Here is a 17,375-nt window from a genome sequence, read left to right on the forward strand (position 1 = left end):
AGAAAACGAATTGTGGAAAGGAATACAGAGTACATGACATTAAAATTAAACGGATTCAACTTAAAAGTGAATATTTTTTACGGGAAAAACGAGATATGGATACCTGTGCCGGATTCCTGCTATACGGAGGATGGCTGTGAATTTCGGACGAAAGATGCGGAATATCGGGTTGCCTTTGACAAAGAGGGGGAAAATGGAGAAATCGGTTATCGAATGGAATTCTGTGCATCCTATGATACCCGCATGAAGCTGCAGCTTTCTCTGCCGGAGGAAGAGGATTATTTCCATGTGATTCCCTGTAATATTTTTGGAGACAATCACGCGGAAGAGGTGCGTATCGGAGAGTTTCCTCTGTTGACGGAGCTTCACCCGGAAGCGGCTTTCTGCTCTCCTTACTGGGAATTTCGGGCGGACCGGGCGGCCATACCTCTGTCTGCGCTCTGCTGCCGAAGAGGAGTTGCGGCCATATCAGTGGTTCCCTATTCGGAGGAACAGGGAAAAGGGGAGAAAGGTCTGATCAGAAACGGCATCTTTGCCGCACTGCCGGACAGTTTCGGAGTTACCCTGGGTTACACCAACGATCCGGTGACTTTCCTGAATCGTTCCGTTCCCACCGCCGCCACCGGGAACCGGGGGAGAAAAGCCTGTGCCACAGGGCGCATATATGTGGAGACAGGAAAAGGAAGGCCAGGCATTCATGCGATTGTGCGCAGGGAATATGAGAGAGTGCATGTGAGACCTGAGTATACCAGAAGCTTTCGGCAGGCGGCGGAAGCCATGCTGGATACCTTCTGCTGTCTGAACTATGACTCACAGGCGGGAGAATATACCAACAGAAAGTGCCAGCCCTGTGAAAATACAGAGCTGGAGCCCTGGAGAAATGTGGTGGAAATCGGCTGGACAGGCGGAGCCATTCTTGGTTTTCCCCTTGTGATGAGCAGATATCTGCTGGGGGATTATGCCGAAGGGCGTCTGTCTCAGGCCATGTCCGGAGAAGATATGCTGGACAGAATTGTGGCCGGATATCGGAAGGAGTCAGGATTTTTCAATGATTTGTACGCACCGGTGAATGATACTTCTGATGACAGACTGAATGGCTGGTGGACTTATTATGGTCTCTGCAGAGACTGTCATTGTGCTTATACTCAGGGGAGTGCGGTATATTACATTCTGAAGACGATTTCCTTCCTGAAGGAGAGAGGGATTTCCTGGAAGGCTGAATGGCTGGAAGGCTGTAAAAATGTGCTGGATACGGTGATTTCTCTTCAGAGAGAAGACGGAGCCTTCGGCTATACCTATTCTGCAGAAGAACGGAAAGTACTGGACTGGGAAGGCTTTGCAGGATGCTGGTTTGTGCCGGGGCTGGTGTATCTGGCACGGCTGACAGGAGATGCTTCCTATGTGGAGAAGGCCAGGAAGGCACATGCCTACTATCGTAATTTTGTCATAAATCTGGACTGTTACGGTGCGCCCATGGATACCTGGAAGGCGGTGGACCAGGAGGGGAACTTAAGCTTTCTGCACGGAAGCAGGATGCTGTATGAATATACCGGAGAAGAGGAATTCCTGGAGGATATGAAGTACAGTGCAGGCTATGAATTCCTGTGGCGGTACAGCTATCCCACCCGTCCGGAACATCCGCCGGTAAATGCCGGCTGGAATGCCTGCGGTGGCTCCGTCACATCTGTCTCCAACCCTCACATTCATCCCATGGGTGTGCTGGCAGATGAAGATCTGCTGTTTCTGGGACAGGTGACAGGGGATTCCTATTACACAGAGCGCGCGCTGGATTCCATTGCCTGGATGATGCAGACGCTGGAGCTGTATCCGGACCGGACGGGTTATGGTCAGTACGGTGTCCTGTCCGAGAGGTGGTGTCCCTCCGACGGGCTGGTGACAGAACGGTATGACAACGGAGAAGCGTATAATTCCTGGTTCAGCTACAATTTATGGGCGGCGGCCAATGTGTTTGAGGCTGTTCTGCACAGGCTGAGGCTTGTTTCCTCAGGAATCTGATCATACAGTTTTCCGCTTTACAAGGGTAGTGGAAATCTCTAACTTCACAGGGATATTCCCCGGAGATTCGATAAGCTGGGAGAGACGGCAGACAGCCATCTCTCCCATGTATTCTTTGGGGACATTGACTGTGGTGAGAGCAGGTTCCGTATAGGCGGCCATGGGCATATTATCAAAGCCTACAATGGACACGTCCTGAGGAATCCGATAGCCCTTTTCTTTCAGCGCCTTCATGGCGCCGCAGGCAATCAGGTCATTGTCGGCGAAATAACAGCGGGCCGGTTTCTCTCCGGCGTTCAGAATCGCTGTCATATCCGCATAGGCCCCTTCCGCAGAAGGGGAAAGATAGTGAACTTTCGAGTTGGGGGTGGACATCCCATTGCGGCGGACCGCCCGATAGAAGCCGTCTGCCCGTTCTGTGAAGTTATTGATGGGGTAGGAAGAGCGCAGATACCCCGGCTGTTCTCTGCAGCGGGAAAGCAGATGACAGGTGGCAAGATAGGCGCCCTGTGCATTATTAATCAGAATATAATCCGCCTCTATGGTCTCAAAATATGTGTCCAGGATGACCAGAGGCAGATTCAGCTTCAGAAAGGGAAGCACATCATTTTCCAGCATTTCTGTGCCCAGCAGAAGGATTCCCCTGCAGTCAAAATGAATCAGCTCCCGGAGCTGACGTTCCGGATTGTCCCCTTCATCCAGATAAAATACATTTAAAAAGTAGCGATATTTTTTACAGCCGGAATCAATACCCTGAGACAGCTGAGAAAAAAAGGGGGTATCTGTCACTACCGCGCCGTGCTTCCGGTAGATAATGAAATACAGCGTGCCCTGAGAAGGCCGGGGGGCAGGCGCCTTTGCGGTAATCCGGCTGAAATCATAGCCGTGTTTCTCAGCGGTTTCCATGACTTTTTTGCGGGTGGCTGTGCTGACTCCGGGCTTGCCGTTTAAGGCCATGGACACGGCGGCTTCGGACAGATTCAGCAGACTGGCCAGTTCTTTGGCAGTAACGGACATACTTTTCTCCTGATTCTTATATTTGAGATCTCATGATCACAGTGCCATTATAGAAAATTAAGTAAATTAAGTCAAGAAAATACAGATAAAATACTTAATTTAAGATTGATATTAAGCTCTCTTAATTAAATAATGAAAGTATTCCGTATTAACAGTTTATGATTCGATGGAGGTATGAATATGGCAAAGATTGTATTGGGTTATGCACCGACCAGAAGAAGTATTTTCTCCGCTCCGGACGCAGTAAAATATGCGAATCTCACCAGGGATAAGCTGAAAAGCATGGGAGTATCCTTTGTGGATATCACGGATATCGCTGAGGATGGACTGCTCCATGACGACGGAGACAGAATCCGGATTGCAGAGAAGTTCCGGGAGCAGAAGGTGGACGGACTGTTTTTCCCTCATGGGAATTTCGGTACGGAATACGAGGTGGCAAGGCTTGCGAAAGAGCTGAATGTACCGGTATTGCTCTGGGGACCCAGAGATGAGAGACCGGATGAGAATGGTGTGCGCCTCAGAGACAGTCAGTGCGGATTGTTTGCCACAGGGAAGGTATTGAGACGATTTGGCGTGCCGTTCACTTATCTGTGTAACTGCAGACTGGAGGACATGGAATTTGAGAATGGCATCCGCAATTTCCTGGCAGTGTGCAATGTGGTGAAAGCCTTCCGCAGCACCAGGATTCTGCAGATTGGACCCCGTCCCTTTGACTTCTGGTCTACCATGTGCAATGAGGGCGAACTGCTGGAGAAGTTCAATATTCAGCTGTCTCCTGTTCCCATGCCGGAGCTGAAGGAAGAGATAGAGAAGGCGAAAGCCGAAGGCACGAAAGTGGCGGAGACAGTCGCCTACTGCAGAGAACATTTCAATATAGCGATTAAGGATGAGGAGTTGGAGACTGTGGCTGCGCTGAAGGTGGCAATGCGGAATCTGGCGGACCGTTACGGCTGCAATGCGGCGGCTATTCAATGCTGGAATGCTCTGCAGGGAGAAATCGGTATCATGCCCTGTGCCGCCAACAGTCTCCTGAACGAGGAAGGACTGCCGGTGGTATGTGAGACGGATATTCATGGAGCCATCACCGCTGTGCTGGTGGAGGCAGCAGGCATGGACCAGGCCAGAAGCTTCTTCGCGGACTGGACTGTGCGTCATCCGGACAATGAGAACGGAGAGCTGCTGCAGCACTGTGGACCCTGGCCACTGTCCTGTGCCTCCTGCAGGCCTACCATCGGGTATCCTCTGGCGTTCTCCCATCCCGGAGCTGTGGAAGCGCAGGCAAAGCAGGGAGAGATGACTCTGTGTCGCTTTGACGGAGACAACGGGGAATATTCCATGCTTCTGGGCAATGCCGTGGGTGTGGACGGACCTTACACAAAGGGGACATATGTGTGGGTGGAAGTGAAGAACTGGAAGCGCCTGGAGACGAAGATTGTGGAGGGACCTTATATCCATCATTGCGTTGGAATTCACGCAGATGTGGTGCCTGTGCTGTACGAAGCCTGCAAATACATAGGGGTAAAGCCTGACCTGTACGATGACAATGAGGATGAAGTGAAAGGCAGAGTGTGCGGGTATGAATGATTCCGGGAGAATTTTCAGATAAAAAGGGCAAAAGATTGACAGGAAAGGAAAAAGTATGGACGAATTGACAAGGAAAGCTTACGGACTGCGAAGAGATGTAATCGAAGAGATTTACCGCTCCGCCGCAGGTCATGTGGGCGGCGACCTGAGTGTGATGGATATCCTGACAGTGCTGTATTTTAAGGTCATGAACGTTTCCCCGGAAAACAGGAATTCTCCGGACAGAGACCGTTTTTTCCTGAGTAAGGGCCACTGCGCGGATGCTTTATATGTGGTGTTGGGAGAAAAGGGCTTTTTTGACAAGCAGGAAGCCATTGAGACCTTCAGTGCCTTTGGCTCCAGATTTATCGGACATCCCAATACGGATGTGGAAGGAATCGAGATGAATTCCGGCTCTCTGGGACACGGTCTGGCCCTGGGTGTGGGAACGGCGCTGGCGGCGAAGATGGACGGCAGAGATTACCGCACCTATGTGGTGCTGGGAGACGGGGAGATGGCGGAGGGTTCCAATTATGAGGCCATGATGGCAGCGGCTCATTATAAACTGGATAATCTCTGCGCTACCGTGGACTTAAACCGTCTTCAGATCAGCGGAACCACCAGAGAAGTAATGTGCAGTGACGATATGGGAGAGAAGTTCAGGGCATTTGGCTGGCATGTGATTTCCGTGGAGGACGGGAACGACTGTGGACAGCTTCTTGCCGCATATGAGCAGGCGGCAGAAGTAAAAGGCCGCCCCACTGTTGTGATCGCACATACGGTGAAGGGCAGGGGGGTTTCCTTCATGGAAGACAACAAAAGCTGGCATCACGGCGTGATGACGGAGGAACAGTATAAAACGGCAGTGAGGGAGCTGGAGGAGGTGCTGGCATGAATAAGATAACCAACCGTCAGGTGATATGCGATACGCTGTTAAAAGCAGCTAAACAGGACCGGGATATTGTGGTAGTGTGCTCCGACTCCAGAGGCTCCGCTTCCCTGTCTGCTTTTGCAGACAAATTTCCGGGACAGTTTGTAGAGATGGGCATTGCGGAACAGAATCTGGTCACAGTGTCCGCAGGGCTGGCTTCCTGCGGGAAAAAGGTGTTCGCCGCCTCCCCGGCCTGCTTTTTATCCACCAGAAGCTATGAACAGGCGAAAGTGGATGTGGCTTATTCCAAAACCAACGTGACATTGATCGGCATCAGCGGCGGCGTCAGTTACGGCGCGCTGGGGATGACGCATCATTCCTGTCAGGATATCGCGGCCTTTGCGGCCCTGCCGGACATGAGAGTGTATCTGCCCAGCGACCGCTTTCAGACAGAAAAGCTGATGGAGGCCCTTCTGCAGGATGAACTGCCGGCCTATGTGCGTGTCAGCAGGTCAGCCACGGAAGATGTGTATGATGAAGAGATGAATTTTACACTGAATAAAGCCAATGTGCTGATGGAGGGAGAAGACATTTTGCTGGTGGCCTGTGGTGAGATGGTGCCCAATGCTTATGAGGCGGGAAAGCTGCTGCAGGAGAAGGGATATAGTGTGGGCATGCTTGACATGTACTGTGTGAAGCCCATGGATGAAGAGACCCTTCTGGCGGCGGCCGAAAAGGCAGGGCTGGTGGTGACAGTGGAAGAGCATTCTCCTTTCGGAGGACTGGGAAGTATCACGGCTCAGGTGATATCCGCCCATTGCCCCAGACGTGTGGTGAATCTGGCCCTGCCGGACGGACATATGATTGGGGGAACCAACAGGGAAATCTTCGCTCATTACGGACTGGACGCAGAAGGGATTGCCCGGGCGGCACTGAAGGCTCTGGAGGAGGGCTGATGTATGAAGTATATTATCGGAATTGACCAGAGTACCCAGGGAACAAAAGCCGTGCTGTTCGACGGGGACGGGGCAGTCGTATATCGGGCCGATGTGCCTCACAGACAGATTGTCAACGAAAAAGGCTGGGTCTCTCACGATCCGGAGGAAATATACCGGAACGTGATCCGGGCAGTCAGAAAGGCGGTGGAAGAATCCGGGATTTCCAGAGAACAGCTGGCCGCCGTGGGCATCAGCAATCAAAGAGAGACCACCGTACTGTGGGATGACAGGGGCTGTCCTTTGAATCATGCGATTGTGTGGCAGTGCAACAGGGCGGAAACGGTTGTGGAGCGGCTGAAAGACAGTGGAGACACAGTCTGTGAAAGGTCAGGAATTCCTCTGTCGGCCTATTTTCCCGCGGCGAAGATGGCCTGGCTGATGGAAAATGTGGTTTCGGGGCTTTCCGGGGATACAAAGCTGCATTTTGGTACCGTGGACAGCTGGCTGCTTTACAGATTAACGAAAAACCACCTGTATAAAACGGATTATTCCAATGCGTCCCGTACCCAGCTTTTCAACCTGCAGACTCTCACCTGGGATTCAGAGCTCTGCAGACTGTTCGGCATTCCCATGGAGGCTCTGCCGGAGGTCTGTGACAGCAACAGCTGTTTTGGCACCACGGATTTTGAAGGCTTACTGGAGAAGGAAATCCCGATTCTGTCCATGCTGGGGGATTCTCATGGAGCTCTGTTCGGGCAGGGGTGTCATGAAAGCGGTATGGTGAAAACCACTTACGGAACCGGCTCCTCGGTGATGATGAACATCGGAGAGAACTTTGTCCGGAGCCAAAACGGTCTGGCAACCTCCCTTGCCTGGGGAATAGACGGCAGAGTTACATATGTTCTGGAAGGCAATATCAATTACACAGGAGCTGTGATTACCTGGCTGAAGGAAGATGTGGGTCTGATTGCCTCTCCCGGGGAGACGGAAGGCCTGGCGCTGCAGGCGAACTCTGCAGATACCTGTATCCTGGTGCCGGCTTTTACAGGCTTGTCTGCTCCTTACTGGAAAGGAGATGCGAAGGCTGTGCTTGCCGGTATGAGCCGCACTACCGGGCGGGCAGAAATTGTCCGGGCAGCTCTGGACAGCATCGCTTTTCAGGTGACGGATGTGCTGAAGGCCATGGAGCAGGACAGCGGCTGCGGGCTGCAGGAGCTTCGCACCGACGGCGGTCCCACGAAGAATAAATACCTGATGCAGATGCAGAGCGACCTTGCGGATGTGAAGGTAAGCGCCGCCGGGCAGGAGGAATTATCTGCCATGGGGGCGGCCTACCTTGCCGGACTTACCGCGGGCATTTACCGCCGGGAAAGCCTTTTTTCCAGGATGGAGTACAGGACATATGCTCCTGAAATGCCGGAGGAGATCAGAGAGGCAAAGTATGCTGCCTGGAAGAAGGCGGTTTCCATGACTTTTTAATCTGGGTGGCCAGAAAATATAGTTTATCGAGATTGGAGATAAAAGTAAACATGAAGACAAAATTGGAGGCAAAGGCTCCCTGGGAAAAAGGGCTTTTGAAAGTAACAGAGGACGGCAGACATTTTTGCTGCGGCGAGGAACCTTTCTTTCTGCTGGGGGATACGGCCTGGCTGTTGTTCCATCAGCTGACTCTGGAGGAGAGCTATGTGTATCTCAGGAATCGAAAGGAGCTGGGGTACAATGTAATTCTGGCGGACTTTATCCATACCGCAGACCAGAAGAATCTGGCCGGGGACAGCGCGCTGACAGAAGGAGACCCTGCCAGGCCGAACACAGAGGGGACTTTTTGGACCCATGTGGACGCAGTGATGGAGATGGGTCGCGAGCTGGGACTTTACATGGGAATTCTTCCTGTGTGGGGCAGCAGCGTGGTAAAAAGCGGCCGCATGAATATGGATAATGTGGACGCCTACATGGATTTTGTGTTGAATCGGTACCATGATTTCCCGAATATCATCTGGGTTGTGGGAGGAGATGTGCGGGGAGATGCGGCCTATGACGTGTTCCGGCATATGGGTAAGCGCATGAAGGAAGACAATCCGGACCGTCTGGTAACATACCATCCTTTTGGCAGAACCAGTTCTTCCCTCTGGTTCCACGAGGAGGACTGGCTGGACTTTAACCTGTTCCAGTCCGGTCACAGACGTTATGACCAGGTCAGCATGCAGGAATGGGATGACAATACGGCGAAAGAAGGATGGTTCGGCGAGGACAGCTGGAAATATGTGAAGCGGGATCTGGGAAAGAGTCCTGCCAGGCCTGTGCTGGACGGAGAACCTTCCTATGAATGGATTCGGCAGGGACTGCATGACAATTCCCAGCCTTACTGGAAAGCTGCGGATGTGAGAAGATATGCCTACTGGAGCGTATTTGCCGGGGCGGCAGGACATGTGTACGGCCATAATTCCATCATGCAGTTTTATAAGGATACTTCCCGGGAAGGCGCATTCGGGGCGAAATATCTCTGGTCGGATGCCATTCATCATCCGGGCGGAGCACAGATGGTTCATCTGAAGAAGCTGTGTGAATGGGTGGGCTTTGAAAAAGGACATCCCGCAGAGGAATATCTGCTGAGTGAACAGGGTGAAAAATATGATTATATCAGTGTCCTGGCCGGCGAAGATTTTCTGCTTGCCTACACGGTTACCGGGAGACAGATTGCCCTGTCCCTGAAAGCCTATGGGGGAAGGAAACTGCAGGCCTGCTGGATGGACCCTGTGACGGGAATGTACACTTACATCGGTATGGTGACCGGTGACCAGGCGACATTCAACCCGCCTGAGAGAGAAGACGGGACGGATGCGGTGCTTGTATTGCAGGCAGAGGGAAAAGGCTGTATTTAATTGAGGAACTTTCGGGATATAAATAGTCCGGAAACGGGGAGGTTGTGATTCACATGAGTCATAACCTCCCTGAATTTTATAATAATCTGAACAGTTCCCTGAGCTATTACAAAGTCAGTCTGAAAAAATGAAAATGATACAAAAAACCCGATAGCATTTGCAGGGAAAAAATGCTATACTGGACAACGTGGTGTCGATTTACACAGATGGAAATTACGCTGGGTTTTCTGTAATCTGAATTCTGACACATTTAAAGATGTAAGGCTGACAGGAGTAGGAGATGATATATACAGTCACATGTAATCCGTCGCTGGATTACATCGTTTCGGTGGACAATTTCAGACTGGGGATGACGAATCGGACCGGTTCCGAGAGAATATTACCGGGAGGGAAGGGACTCAATGTCTCTATGGTGCTTCGCAACCTGGGAATAGAAAGTGTGGCGCTGGGGTTTGCAGCGGGATTTACCGGGGAGGAAATCATCCGCCGGACTGAAGAAGAGGGACTGCACACAGATTTCATCTTTTTGAAGGAGGGAATCTCCAGAATCAATCTGAAGCTGAAGTCCGTGGACGGTACGGAGATTAACGGGCGGGGACCGGATGTGGGAAAGGAAGAGATCAGGTGTTTGATGGAAAAACTGCATTACCTGACAGACGGGGATATCCTGGTATTGGCAGGAAGCATTCCCTGTTCCGTTCCGGAGGATCTGTATGAGAGGATACTGGAGAGACTGGAAGGACGGAATGTAAAGACAGTGGTGGATGCGGAAGGAAAGCTGTTGCTTCACATTCTGAGATATCATCCGTTTCTGGTGAAGCCCAATCATCATGAGCTGGGAGCTCTCTTCGGTGTGAAGCCGGGAAGCAGGGAGGAAGCAATTCCTTATGCGGAGAAGCTTCGGGAACTGGGAGCCCTGAATGTGCTGGTATCCATGGGAGGAGAAGGAGCGGTCCTGGCCGCGGCAGACGGAGGGATTTATTCGGCTTCGGCGCCGGAGGGGAAACTGGTGAACAGCGTGGGAGCCGGAGATTCCATGGTGGCAGGGTTTCTTGCAGGGTGGACAGAGAAGAGGGATTATGAATATGCTTTTTCCATGGGGCTTGCTGCCGGAAGCGCAAGCGCATTTTCCGAATCTCTGGCCACCAGGGAAGAGGTTGAAGCCTTATACGGCAAAATCCCATGCAACAGGCCGTACCGCCCTGCATGAAAGTGTCCGCGCTGCCTTTACTTTTACATTTTGTTTTTGTATACTATAAGAAGGATGGACTAAAACTGGGAGGCGAAATGTCTGATTTAAAACAGAATAATCAGAATGATTTTATCACTGAGAAAATCAAGGTAAGGCCTGTAAATAAGAAGAAATTGATCCGGCGGACCATTATAACGATTTCCATGGCAATTATATTCGGGCTGGTGGCCTGTGTCACGTTCCTGGTTCTGGAGCCGGTTATCAGCAACTGGCTTTATCCGAAGAAGGAACCGGAGACGCAGACAGTCAGATTTCCGGAAGATAAAGAAGAAATGTCGCCGGAAGAAATGCTTGCGGAGAATCTTCCCACGGAAAGCCCGGAACCCACGCCTGAGCCGACGCCAACCCCGGAACCGGTGCAGGACCCGGAGGAAGGCAAGGTAGTACTGGGGGAAGAGCAGGTACAGGAGATTCTGTCGCAGGTTACTTTGGATTTGAAGCATTATAAAGAAATGTATGCCGCGCTGTCTGTGTATGCGGAGGAGTTAAGCTGCTATATCGTGACGGTTACTGCGGTGACATCCAATATTGACTGGCTGAACGATGTGCAGGAAAGCAGAAATCAGTGCTCAGGTGTCATCGTCTCCGAGAACGGGCTGGAGCTGTTGATTCTGACGGATTATTCCAATATTATGTCCGGGGCGAAGCTGCTGGTGACTTTTTATGATGATTCTCAGGTGGAGGCCCAGCTGAAACAATATAACAGTGATACCAATCTGGCAGTGCTGTCGGTAGCGCTGGATGCACTGTCCGAGGAGATGAAGAGCGAGGAACAGCTTCCCATAGCGCAGTTCGGCTATTCCGGTGCCAGGAATCTGGTGGGAACTCCTGTGGTGGCGGTGGGGAGTCCTATGGGGACCAGCAATTCTGTCGGGTATGGTATCGTTACATCGTCCAATACCACATTATCCATGTCGGACAGAAATTATAAGCTGATTCAGACGGACATCAGCGGCAGCCAGAATGCCAGCGGTGTTCTCTTTGACCTGCAGGGACAGGTAATCGGCATCATTACCAATAATAAAGCAGCTTCCGGTATGAAGAATCTGATTACGGTTTATGGCATCACGGAATTACAGAAGATTGTTGAAAAAATGTCCAATGCAAGTCCTGTTGCCTATATGGGAATCAGGGGTGTGGATGTTCCGAAAGAGGCCAGCGAGGAGCTGGGGATTCCTCTGGGGGCTTATGTGGAAGAAGTGGAGATGGAATCACCCGCCATGCGGGCAGGGATTCAGCGGGGAGATGTGATTGTCTCTGTGGATGACAAGACCGTCTCCGGGTTTAACAGTTACAGCAACACGCTGCTTTTGATGGAGCCGGAACAGACAGTGAAGGTGACTGTGATGCGTCAGGCGCAGGAAGAATATAAGGAAATGGAATTCAGTATTGAACTGGGAGGAGTAGAATAAATGAAGTTTATCAGAGAGCTGAAAGAGGGAGACCGGGTATTTGACATTTATCTGTGTAAGCATAAGCAGTCAGCTGTGACTAAAAACGGGAAACCGTATGAAAATGTCGTTCTGCAGGATAAGACGGGAACCATTGACGCGAAAGTATGGGATCCCGGCAATCCTGGTATCGGAGATTATGACAGCCTGGATTACATCGAGGTATATGGAGATGTGAATAATTTCCAGGGAACGCTGCAGATTAATGTGAAAAGAATTCGGGTATGTAAAGAGGGAGAGTATAACCCTGCGGATTATCTGCCGGTAAGTTCGAAAGACAGGGACGTAATGTTTCAGGAACTGCTGAACCTTGTGAAAGGCATTGAGAATTCCTGGTTCAGACAGCTTCTGGAAGCCTTTTTTGTGAAGGATGAAGACTTTGCGAAAAAGTTCCGGTATTCTTCAGCTGCAAAAACCGTACATCATGGGTTTGTAGGAGGATTATTGGAGCATACTCTTAGTGTGACAAAACTGTGCGACTATTACTGCCGGGCTTATCCTGTATTGAAAAGGGATTTGCTTCTGACTGCGGCCATGTGTCATGATATTGGAAAGGTCAAAGAGATCTCTCCTTTTCCGGAAAACGATTATACCGACGACGGACAGCTGCTGGGGCATATTGTCATGGGTTCCCAGATGGTGGCGGAGAAGGCGGCGGAGATTGCGGGCTTTCCCCATGTGCTGCTGACCCAGCTGCAGCACTGTATTCTGGCCCATCATGGGAAATATGAGTACGGTTCGCCGAAACTTCCGGCACTGATGGAGGCTCTGGCCCTGAATTATGCGGATGACACGGATGCAAAACTGGAGACCTTCAAGGAGATCCTGGAGAATAACAGTGAGAATCAGGGATGGCTGGGATTCAACAGACTGTTCGAGTCGAATCTGCGGGCGACCAGGGAGAAATAGGGGGCAAATATTGATTGGGTATGTACGCTGAAGCACACAAAGGGGTGGAGAATGGAAAATCAGAAGTTCATAATTCGGCAGTTAAGGCCGGAGCTCTGTGAGGATTGGCTGGGATATTTTGATAAAATAGCCTTTCAGGATCATGAGGACTGGGCGTTCTGTTATTGCCTGGAAGGACATTTGACGCCGAAGCGACAGGGAGAGTGGACAGATCGGGAAGAGCGAAGAGAAAAAGCCATTGAAATGATTCAGACAGGCGAGATGCAGGGCTACCTTGCCTGTCTGGAAGATAAAGTAATCGGCTGGTGCAATGTCAATGACAGAGAAAATTACCTTTATCTGACGGAAATGTTTCGTCAGGTGAATTACCAGCCGGAAGAGGCGGCCGGCGAGAAGGTGAAGGCGATTTTCTGCTTTCTGATTGCGCCGGAATATCGGGGAAAAGGAGTTGCTCAGGAGCTGCTGAACCGGGTATGCGAGGATGCGGCCAGGGACGGATATTCCTGTGTGGAGGGTTATCCTGTTTCGGATGAGGCGTTTGAGTTTCAGTATCATGGGACCATCGGGATGTATAAACGGAATGGATTTGTTGAGGCCGCGGACCTGAAATATGTCAAAGTGATGCAGAAAAAGTTAATATAACAAAAATTAAAATAAGGTGCGGCTGTCTGATTTATTTATGGAAAAGGAAGGTAAGCAAGGAGTGAAAGAGATGAAAGTAACGGATACGATTGTATATGTGGGTGTCAACGACCATGAGGTGGACCTTTTCGAAGGACAGTATCAGGTTCCCAATGGAATGTCATACAATTCCTATGTGATCCTGGACGAGAAGACGGCAGTGATGGATACTGTGGATGCGGCTTTCGGACAGCAGTGGCTTAACAATGTGGAGAAGGCGCTGCAGGGACGCAGGCCGGATTACTTAGTGGTACAGCATATGGAACCGGACCATTCGGCCAACATTCCCCTGTTTCTGGAGAAATATCCCCATGTGCAGGTGGTGGCCACGGCGCAGGCGTTCAAAATGATGAATCAGTTCTTCTCTCTGCCCTCCGACATACAGCAGATGCCGGTGACAAACGGCGGGGAACTGGCGCTGGGTACCCATAAGCTGACCTTTGTCTGTGCACCCATGGTACACTGGCCAGAAGTAATGATAAGTTATGAATCTGAGGAAAAAGTACTCTTTTCTGCGGATGCTTTCGGCAAGTTCGGTGCTTTGGATGTGGAAGACAACTGGGTGGACGAGGCACGCCGGTATTATATCGGCATTGTGGGAAAATTCGGCATGCAGGTGCAGAATGTGCTGAAAAAGGCGGCAGATTTGGACATCCGGATGATCTGCCCTCTGCACGGGCCGGTGCTGAAGGAAAATCTGGGCAATTACATTGGACTGTATGACACCTGGTCCTCTTACCGGCCGGAGAGCCAGGGCGTGACGATTGCATATGCGTCCATTTACGGACATACGAAGGAAGCGGCCCTGTGCCTGGCGGAGGAGCTCCGGAAAAACGGAACGACAGTGGCAGTGTATGACCTGGCCAGAGATGATATGGCAGCAGCCGTTGCGGATGCATTCCGCTACTCAAAACTGGTGCTGGCCAGCAATACTTATAACGCCGGCATCAATCCCTTCATGAATGATTATATCACACGGCTGGCAGAACACAGCTATCAGAAGCGTACAGTGGGTCTGATTGAGAATGGTTCCTGGGCGCCCATGGCGGCAAAGGTAATGCGGGGGATGCTGGAGAAATGTAAGGAGATTACCTTCGCGGAGAATACTGTGACGCTGATGTCTGCCATGAAGTCGGAAAACGAGGCGCAGGTGAAGGCTCTGGCGGCGGAACTGAGATGACAGACAAAGGCAAGGCAGGGAAAAGCAGCCTGTAAACATGCAAATATGGGACATGAAAGATGAAATTTGAGAAAAACGAGATTGTAACCGTAACAATCGAAGATATTGGCAATGAAGGCGAAGGCATCGGCAGGGTGAATGGATTTACCCTGTTCGTCAAGGATGCCGTGGTGGGCGACACTGTGGAAGCCAGAATCGTAAAAAACAAAAAAACGTACGCCTACGGGCGATTGGAGAAGGTACTTGTGCCTTCTCCTTTTCGTGTGGAACCAAAATGTGCCTGGCACAGACAGTGCGGCGGGTGCCAGCTTCAAGCCTGCTCCTATGAGCGGCAGCTTATCTTCAAACAGGATAAAATCCGCAGCTGCTTAATTCGTATAGGCGGTTTTGCGCCGGAGCAGGTGGACGCATGTATGGAGCCAATCGTGGGGATGGAAGATCCGTTCCGCTATCGAAATAAGGCTCAGTATCCTGTAGGCACGGACAGAGACGGTAATGTGGTGGCCGGATTCTATGCGGCCAGGACGCATAATATCATTGCTCATACCGACTGCTGGCTGGGGCCTGTGGAGAATGAGACGATTCTGAACTGCATTCTGGAGTACATGCGGGATTACAAAGTCAGTGCTTATGATGAGAATACTGGCACCGGACTGGTACGCCATATCCTGATTCGCAAGGGATTTGCAAGCGGGGAGATTATGGTGTGCCTGGTGATCAATGCGAAAAAGGCTTTTCAAATTTTCCCGGATCAGGATGCTTTGCTGGAGAAGCTGACGGCAATAGAAGGAATGACAAGTGTGTCAGTCAGCCTTAATCCTGAGCAGACTAATGTCATCATGGGGAAAGAGATTTATACTTTATGGGGGAAAGATACCATATCCGATACCATCCGTGTCCGGGATATGACACAGACAGGATTCCCGCTGACAGGAAAGGAACTGACATTCGCCATTTCTCCGCTGTCTTTTTATCAGGTGAACCCTGTGCAGACGGAGAAGCTGTACAGCCTTGCCCTGGAATATGCAGGACTTACCGGGCAGGAGACCGTCTGGGATCTGTACTGCGGCATCGGTACGATTTCTCTCTTCCTGGCTGGAAATGCCGGAAGGGTCTATGGGGTGGAAGTGATACCCCAGGCAATTGAAGACGCCAGAAAGAATGCTGAGCGGAATGGGATTGAGAATGCTGCATTCTTCGTGGGAAAAGCGGAGGATGTGCTGCAGGAGATTTATGAAGGAGGAATGGCGGATAACGACGAAAGGATGCTGCATCCGGATGTGATTGTGGTGGATCCTCCCCGGAAAGGCTGCGACAGCGTGTGCCTGGAGGTTATGTTGAAGATGCGGCCGGAGCGGATTGTCTATGTCAGCTGTGACCCGGCTACTCTGGCACGGGATTTGAAAGTGCTGTGCGGGGATGGGTATGCGCTGGAGCGGGTCCGCGGGGTGGACCAGTTTGGGGGGACGGTGCATGTGGAGACTGTTGTGTCGATACAAAGGAAAACCTCGTAGAAATCTTTTATTTTGGCATTTTGCGGAGCATTTCATGTTCACTTAGGAGGGTAAAAAAATCTGAAATAAGCACCTCAAAAACTACCTTTGATGTTTCAGTGGTAGTTGATATCGGGTGTGGGAACACAAACGGAAAATAAAGATTTCCCATAATCAACGTGTCTATGGAGTGTCCACCTTGCGGATAAAATATAGGCAATGGGTTCTTAGAAATTGAATGGGATAGGCGTATCATTAGAGATCGTGGTACGCTTATTTTTTGCTCACTTATATCTTTGAATATACAAGTATCTGTCTATATAATGAAAATAAAAAAGGACGGTGGTATTTATGAGAGAAAAGAAAAATCATTTGCATGTGGATAGTGAGGAACGGAGCACAGATCCCCTGTCTTGTGGTGGTGTCTGTCATTTTGAAAAATGGCATTATAGAATAACGATGAAGTTATAAAATTATCGCTAACAAGTGGAAAACAGAAGAAAAAGCTGTCGGTCGATGATGCTGTATAAAAAAGTTAAAATAAATAAGTTCGGGTTGTTTTAAGGTTGTGGACATTATATAATGTAGATATGGTCATATACCTTTTTGTAAATGACTATATTGCTGGCAAAGAGGAGGAGACCTTTGAATACAGAAGTAAAAAATGCAATAAAGGCAACAGATAGGGATGCGCAATACGATGAAAGTGCTAAACGTCTGTTAGGACAAAAAATTATATTGGCACATATACTTGTAAAAACAGTCAAGGAATTTAAGGGTATGGACCCAAAAACAGTTGTACCATTTATTGAGGGAAAACCTTTTATCAGTACCATACCACTGGAACCGGGACTTACCAATAAAAAAAGCGAGAAGGGCGGACAGAAAATAGTTGGCTTTAATACAGAAAATGCAGAAATTAATGAAGGACTGGTGAGGTTTGATATTGTTTTTTATGTACGTACGAAAGATGGTCTTTCTCAAATTATTCTGAATGTTGATTATTCCGATTTGCGGATTATTCCGATTATATCATGTCTTTTCAGGCTGTGTCTATATTTCAACACCAAAAATCGGAATAATTCTTGTGTATAAAAAACATTTATGTTTCCATGTAATCGG

General features: G+C 50.1%; 13 protein-coding genes and 1 pseudogene. 13 read left to right on the forward strand and 1 reads right to left on the reverse strand.

Annotation, left to right across the window (positions count from 1 at the left end; translation table 11 throughout):
* The first annotated feature begins 33 nt into the window (after nt 1-33).
* Nucleotides 34-2,016, forward strand: a complete 1,983-nt coding sequence (locus NSB25_RS20650; RefSeq protein ID WP_103241420.1) for a YyaL domain-containing protein — start codon at nt 34-36, stop codon at nt 2,014-2,016.
* Here the strand turns inward: NSB25_RS20650 and NSB25_RS20655 are convergent, their stop codons facing one another.
* Nucleotides 2,017-3,033 (reverse strand): LacI family DNA-binding transcriptional regulator, encoded by a 1,017-nt coding sequence (locus NSB25_RS20655; protein WP_103241421.1) that lies wholly within the window; start codon nt 3,031-3,033, stop codon nt 2,017-2,019.
* A gap of 180 nt (nt 3,034-3,213) precedes the next feature.
* On the opposite strand from NSB25_RS20655, the gene NSB25_RS20660 reads away from it, so the two are divergent.
* From NSB25_RS20660 to NSB25_RS20715, 12 genes and pseudogenes are all read left to right on the forward strand, one after another.
* Nucleotides 3,214-4,617 (forward strand): L-fucose/L-arabinose isomerase family protein, encoded by a 1,404-nt coding sequence (locus NSB25_RS20660; protein ID WP_103241422.1) that lies wholly within the window; start codon nt 3,214-3,216, stop codon nt 4,615-4,617.
* A gap of 55 nt (nt 4,618-4,672) precedes the next feature.
* Nucleotides 4,673-5,491: a transketolase gene (locus NSB25_RS20665; protein WP_103241423.1), complete on the forward strand. Its 819-nt coding sequence runs from the start codon at nt 4,673-4,675 to the stop codon at nt 5,489-5,491.
* The gene (locus NSB25_RS20670; protein ID WP_103241424.1) at nt 5,488-6,423 is read left to right on the forward strand and encodes a transketolase family protein; all 936 of its coding nucleotides are present in this window, start codon (nt 5,488-5,490) and stop codon (nt 6,421-6,423) included. Before NSB25_RS20665 ends, NSB25_RS20670 begins: the two co-directional genes overlap by 4 nt.
* A 3-nt stretch (nt 6,424-6,426) precedes the next feature.
* Nucleotides 6,427-7,884 carry an FGGY-family carbohydrate kinase gene (locus tag NSB25_RS20675; protein WP_103241425.1) on the forward strand — a complete coding sequence of 486 codons (1,458 nt, stop codon included), beginning with the start codon at nt 6,427-6,429 and terminating at the stop codon, nt 7,882-7,884.
* A 50-nt stretch (nt 7,885-7,934) separates the two neighbouring features.
* The gene (locus NSB25_RS20680) at nt 7,935-9,287 is read left to right on the forward strand and encodes a glycoside hydrolase family 140 protein (protein ID WP_103241426.1); all 1,353 of its coding nucleotides are present in this window, start codon (nt 7,935-7,937) and stop codon (nt 9,285-9,287) included.
* 280 nt (nt 9,288-9,567) lie between these two features.
* Complete coding sequence (pfkB, locus tag NSB25_RS20685) at nt 9,568-10,497, forward strand: 1-phosphofructokinase (protein ID WP_103241427.1); 930 nt, start codon at nt 9,568-9,570, stop codon at nt 10,495-10,497.
* Between the two features lie 77 nt (nt 10,498-10,574).
* Nucleotides 10,575-11,951, forward strand: coding sequence for a S1C family serine protease (locus NSB25_RS20690; RefSeq protein WP_172455229.1), 1,377 nt, complete (start codon nt 10,575-10,577; stop codon nt 11,949-11,951).
* Entirely contained in the window at nt 11,952-12,899 is a 948-nt protein-coding gene (locus NSB25_RS20695; RefSeq protein ID WP_103241429.1) for a 3'-5' exoribonuclease YhaM family protein, read from the forward strand.
* 51 nt (nt 12,900-12,950) lie between these two features.
* The gene (locus NSB25_RS20700) at nt 12,951-13,541 is read left to right on the forward strand and encodes a GNAT family N-acetyltransferase (RefSeq protein ID WP_103241430.1); all 591 of its coding nucleotides are present in this window, start codon (nt 12,951-12,953) and stop codon (nt 13,539-13,541) included.
* 70 nt (nt 13,542-13,611) lie between these two features.
* Nucleotides 13,612-14,760 (forward strand): FprA family A-type flavoprotein, encoded by a 1,149-nt coding sequence (locus NSB25_RS20705; protein ID WP_103241437.1) that lies wholly within the window; start codon nt 13,612-13,614, stop codon nt 14,758-14,760.
* Between the two features lie 59 nt (nt 14,761-14,819).
* Nucleotides 14,820-16,274, forward strand: coding sequence for a 23S rRNA (uracil(1939)-C(5))-methyltransferase RlmD (gene rlmD / locus NSB25_RS20710; protein ID WP_103241431.1), 1,455 nt, complete (start codon nt 14,820-14,822; stop codon nt 16,272-16,274).
* Nucleotides 16,275-16,898: 624 nt separating this feature from the next.
* A pseudogene (locus NSB25_RS20715) lies at nt 16,899-17,255 on the forward strand (hypothetical protein); the annotation flags it as partial.
* Nucleotides 17,256-17,375 lie beyond the last annotated feature (120 nt).

This window comes from Acetatifactor muris (genome assembly GCF_024623325.1).
GTDB lineage: Bacteria > Bacillota > Clostridia > Lachnospirales > Lachnospiraceae > Acetatifactor > Acetatifactor muris.

What these genes read in the sequence shown, in the direction of transcription:
- NSB25_RS20665 (WP_103241423.1), top strand. Translation starts at nt 4,673, where the DNA reads ATGGACGAATTGACAAGGAAAGCTTACGGACTGCGAAGAGATGTAATC.
- NSB25_RS20695 (WP_103241429.1), top strand. Translation starts at nt 11,952, where the DNA reads ATGAAGTTTATCAGAGAGCTGAAAGAGGGAGACCGGGTATTTGACATT.
- rlmD (WP_103241431.1), top strand. Translation starts at nt 14,820, where the DNA reads ATGAAATTTGAGAAAAACGAGATTGTAACCGTAACAATCGAAGATATT.
- NSB25_RS20675 (WP_103241425.1), top strand. Translation starts at nt 6,427, where the DNA reads ATGAAGTATATTATCGGAATTGACCAGAGTACCCAGGGAACAAAAGCC.
- NSB25_RS20680 (WP_103241426.1), top strand. Translation starts at nt 7,935, where the DNA reads ATGAAGACAAAATTGGAGGCAAAGGCTCCCTGGGAAAAAGGGCTTTTG.
- NSB25_RS20690 (WP_172455229.1), top strand. Translation starts at nt 10,575, where the DNA reads ATGTCTGATTTAAAACAGAATAATCAGAATGATTTTATCACTGAGAAA.
- NSB25_RS20705 (WP_103241437.1), top strand. Translation starts at nt 13,612, where the DNA reads ATGAAAGTAACGGATACGATTGTATATGTGGGTGTCAACGACCATGAG.
- NSB25_RS20660 (WP_103241422.1), top strand. Translation starts at nt 3,214, where the DNA reads ATGGCAAAGATTGTATTGGGTTATGCACCGACCAGAAGAAGTATTTTC.
- NSB25_RS20650 (WP_103241420.1), top strand. Translation starts at nt 34, where the DNA reads ATGACATTAAAATTAAACGGATTCAACTTAAAAGTGAATATTTTTTAC.
- pfkB (WP_103241427.1), top strand. Translation starts at nt 9,568, where the DNA reads ATGATATATACAGTCACATGTAATCCGTCGCTGGATTACATCGTTTCG.
- NSB25_RS20670 (WP_103241424.1), top strand. Translation starts at nt 5,488, where the DNA reads ATGAATAAGATAACCAACCGTCAGGTGATATGCGATACGCTGTTAAAA.
- NSB25_RS20655 (WP_103241421.1), bottom strand. Translation starts at nt 3,033, where the DNA reads ATGTCCGTTACTGCCAAAGAACTGGCCAGTCTGCTGAATCTGTCCGAA.
- NSB25_RS20700 (WP_103241430.1), top strand. Translation starts at nt 12,951, where the DNA reads ATGGAAAATCAGAAGTTCATAATTCGGCAGTTAAGGCCGGAGCTCTGT.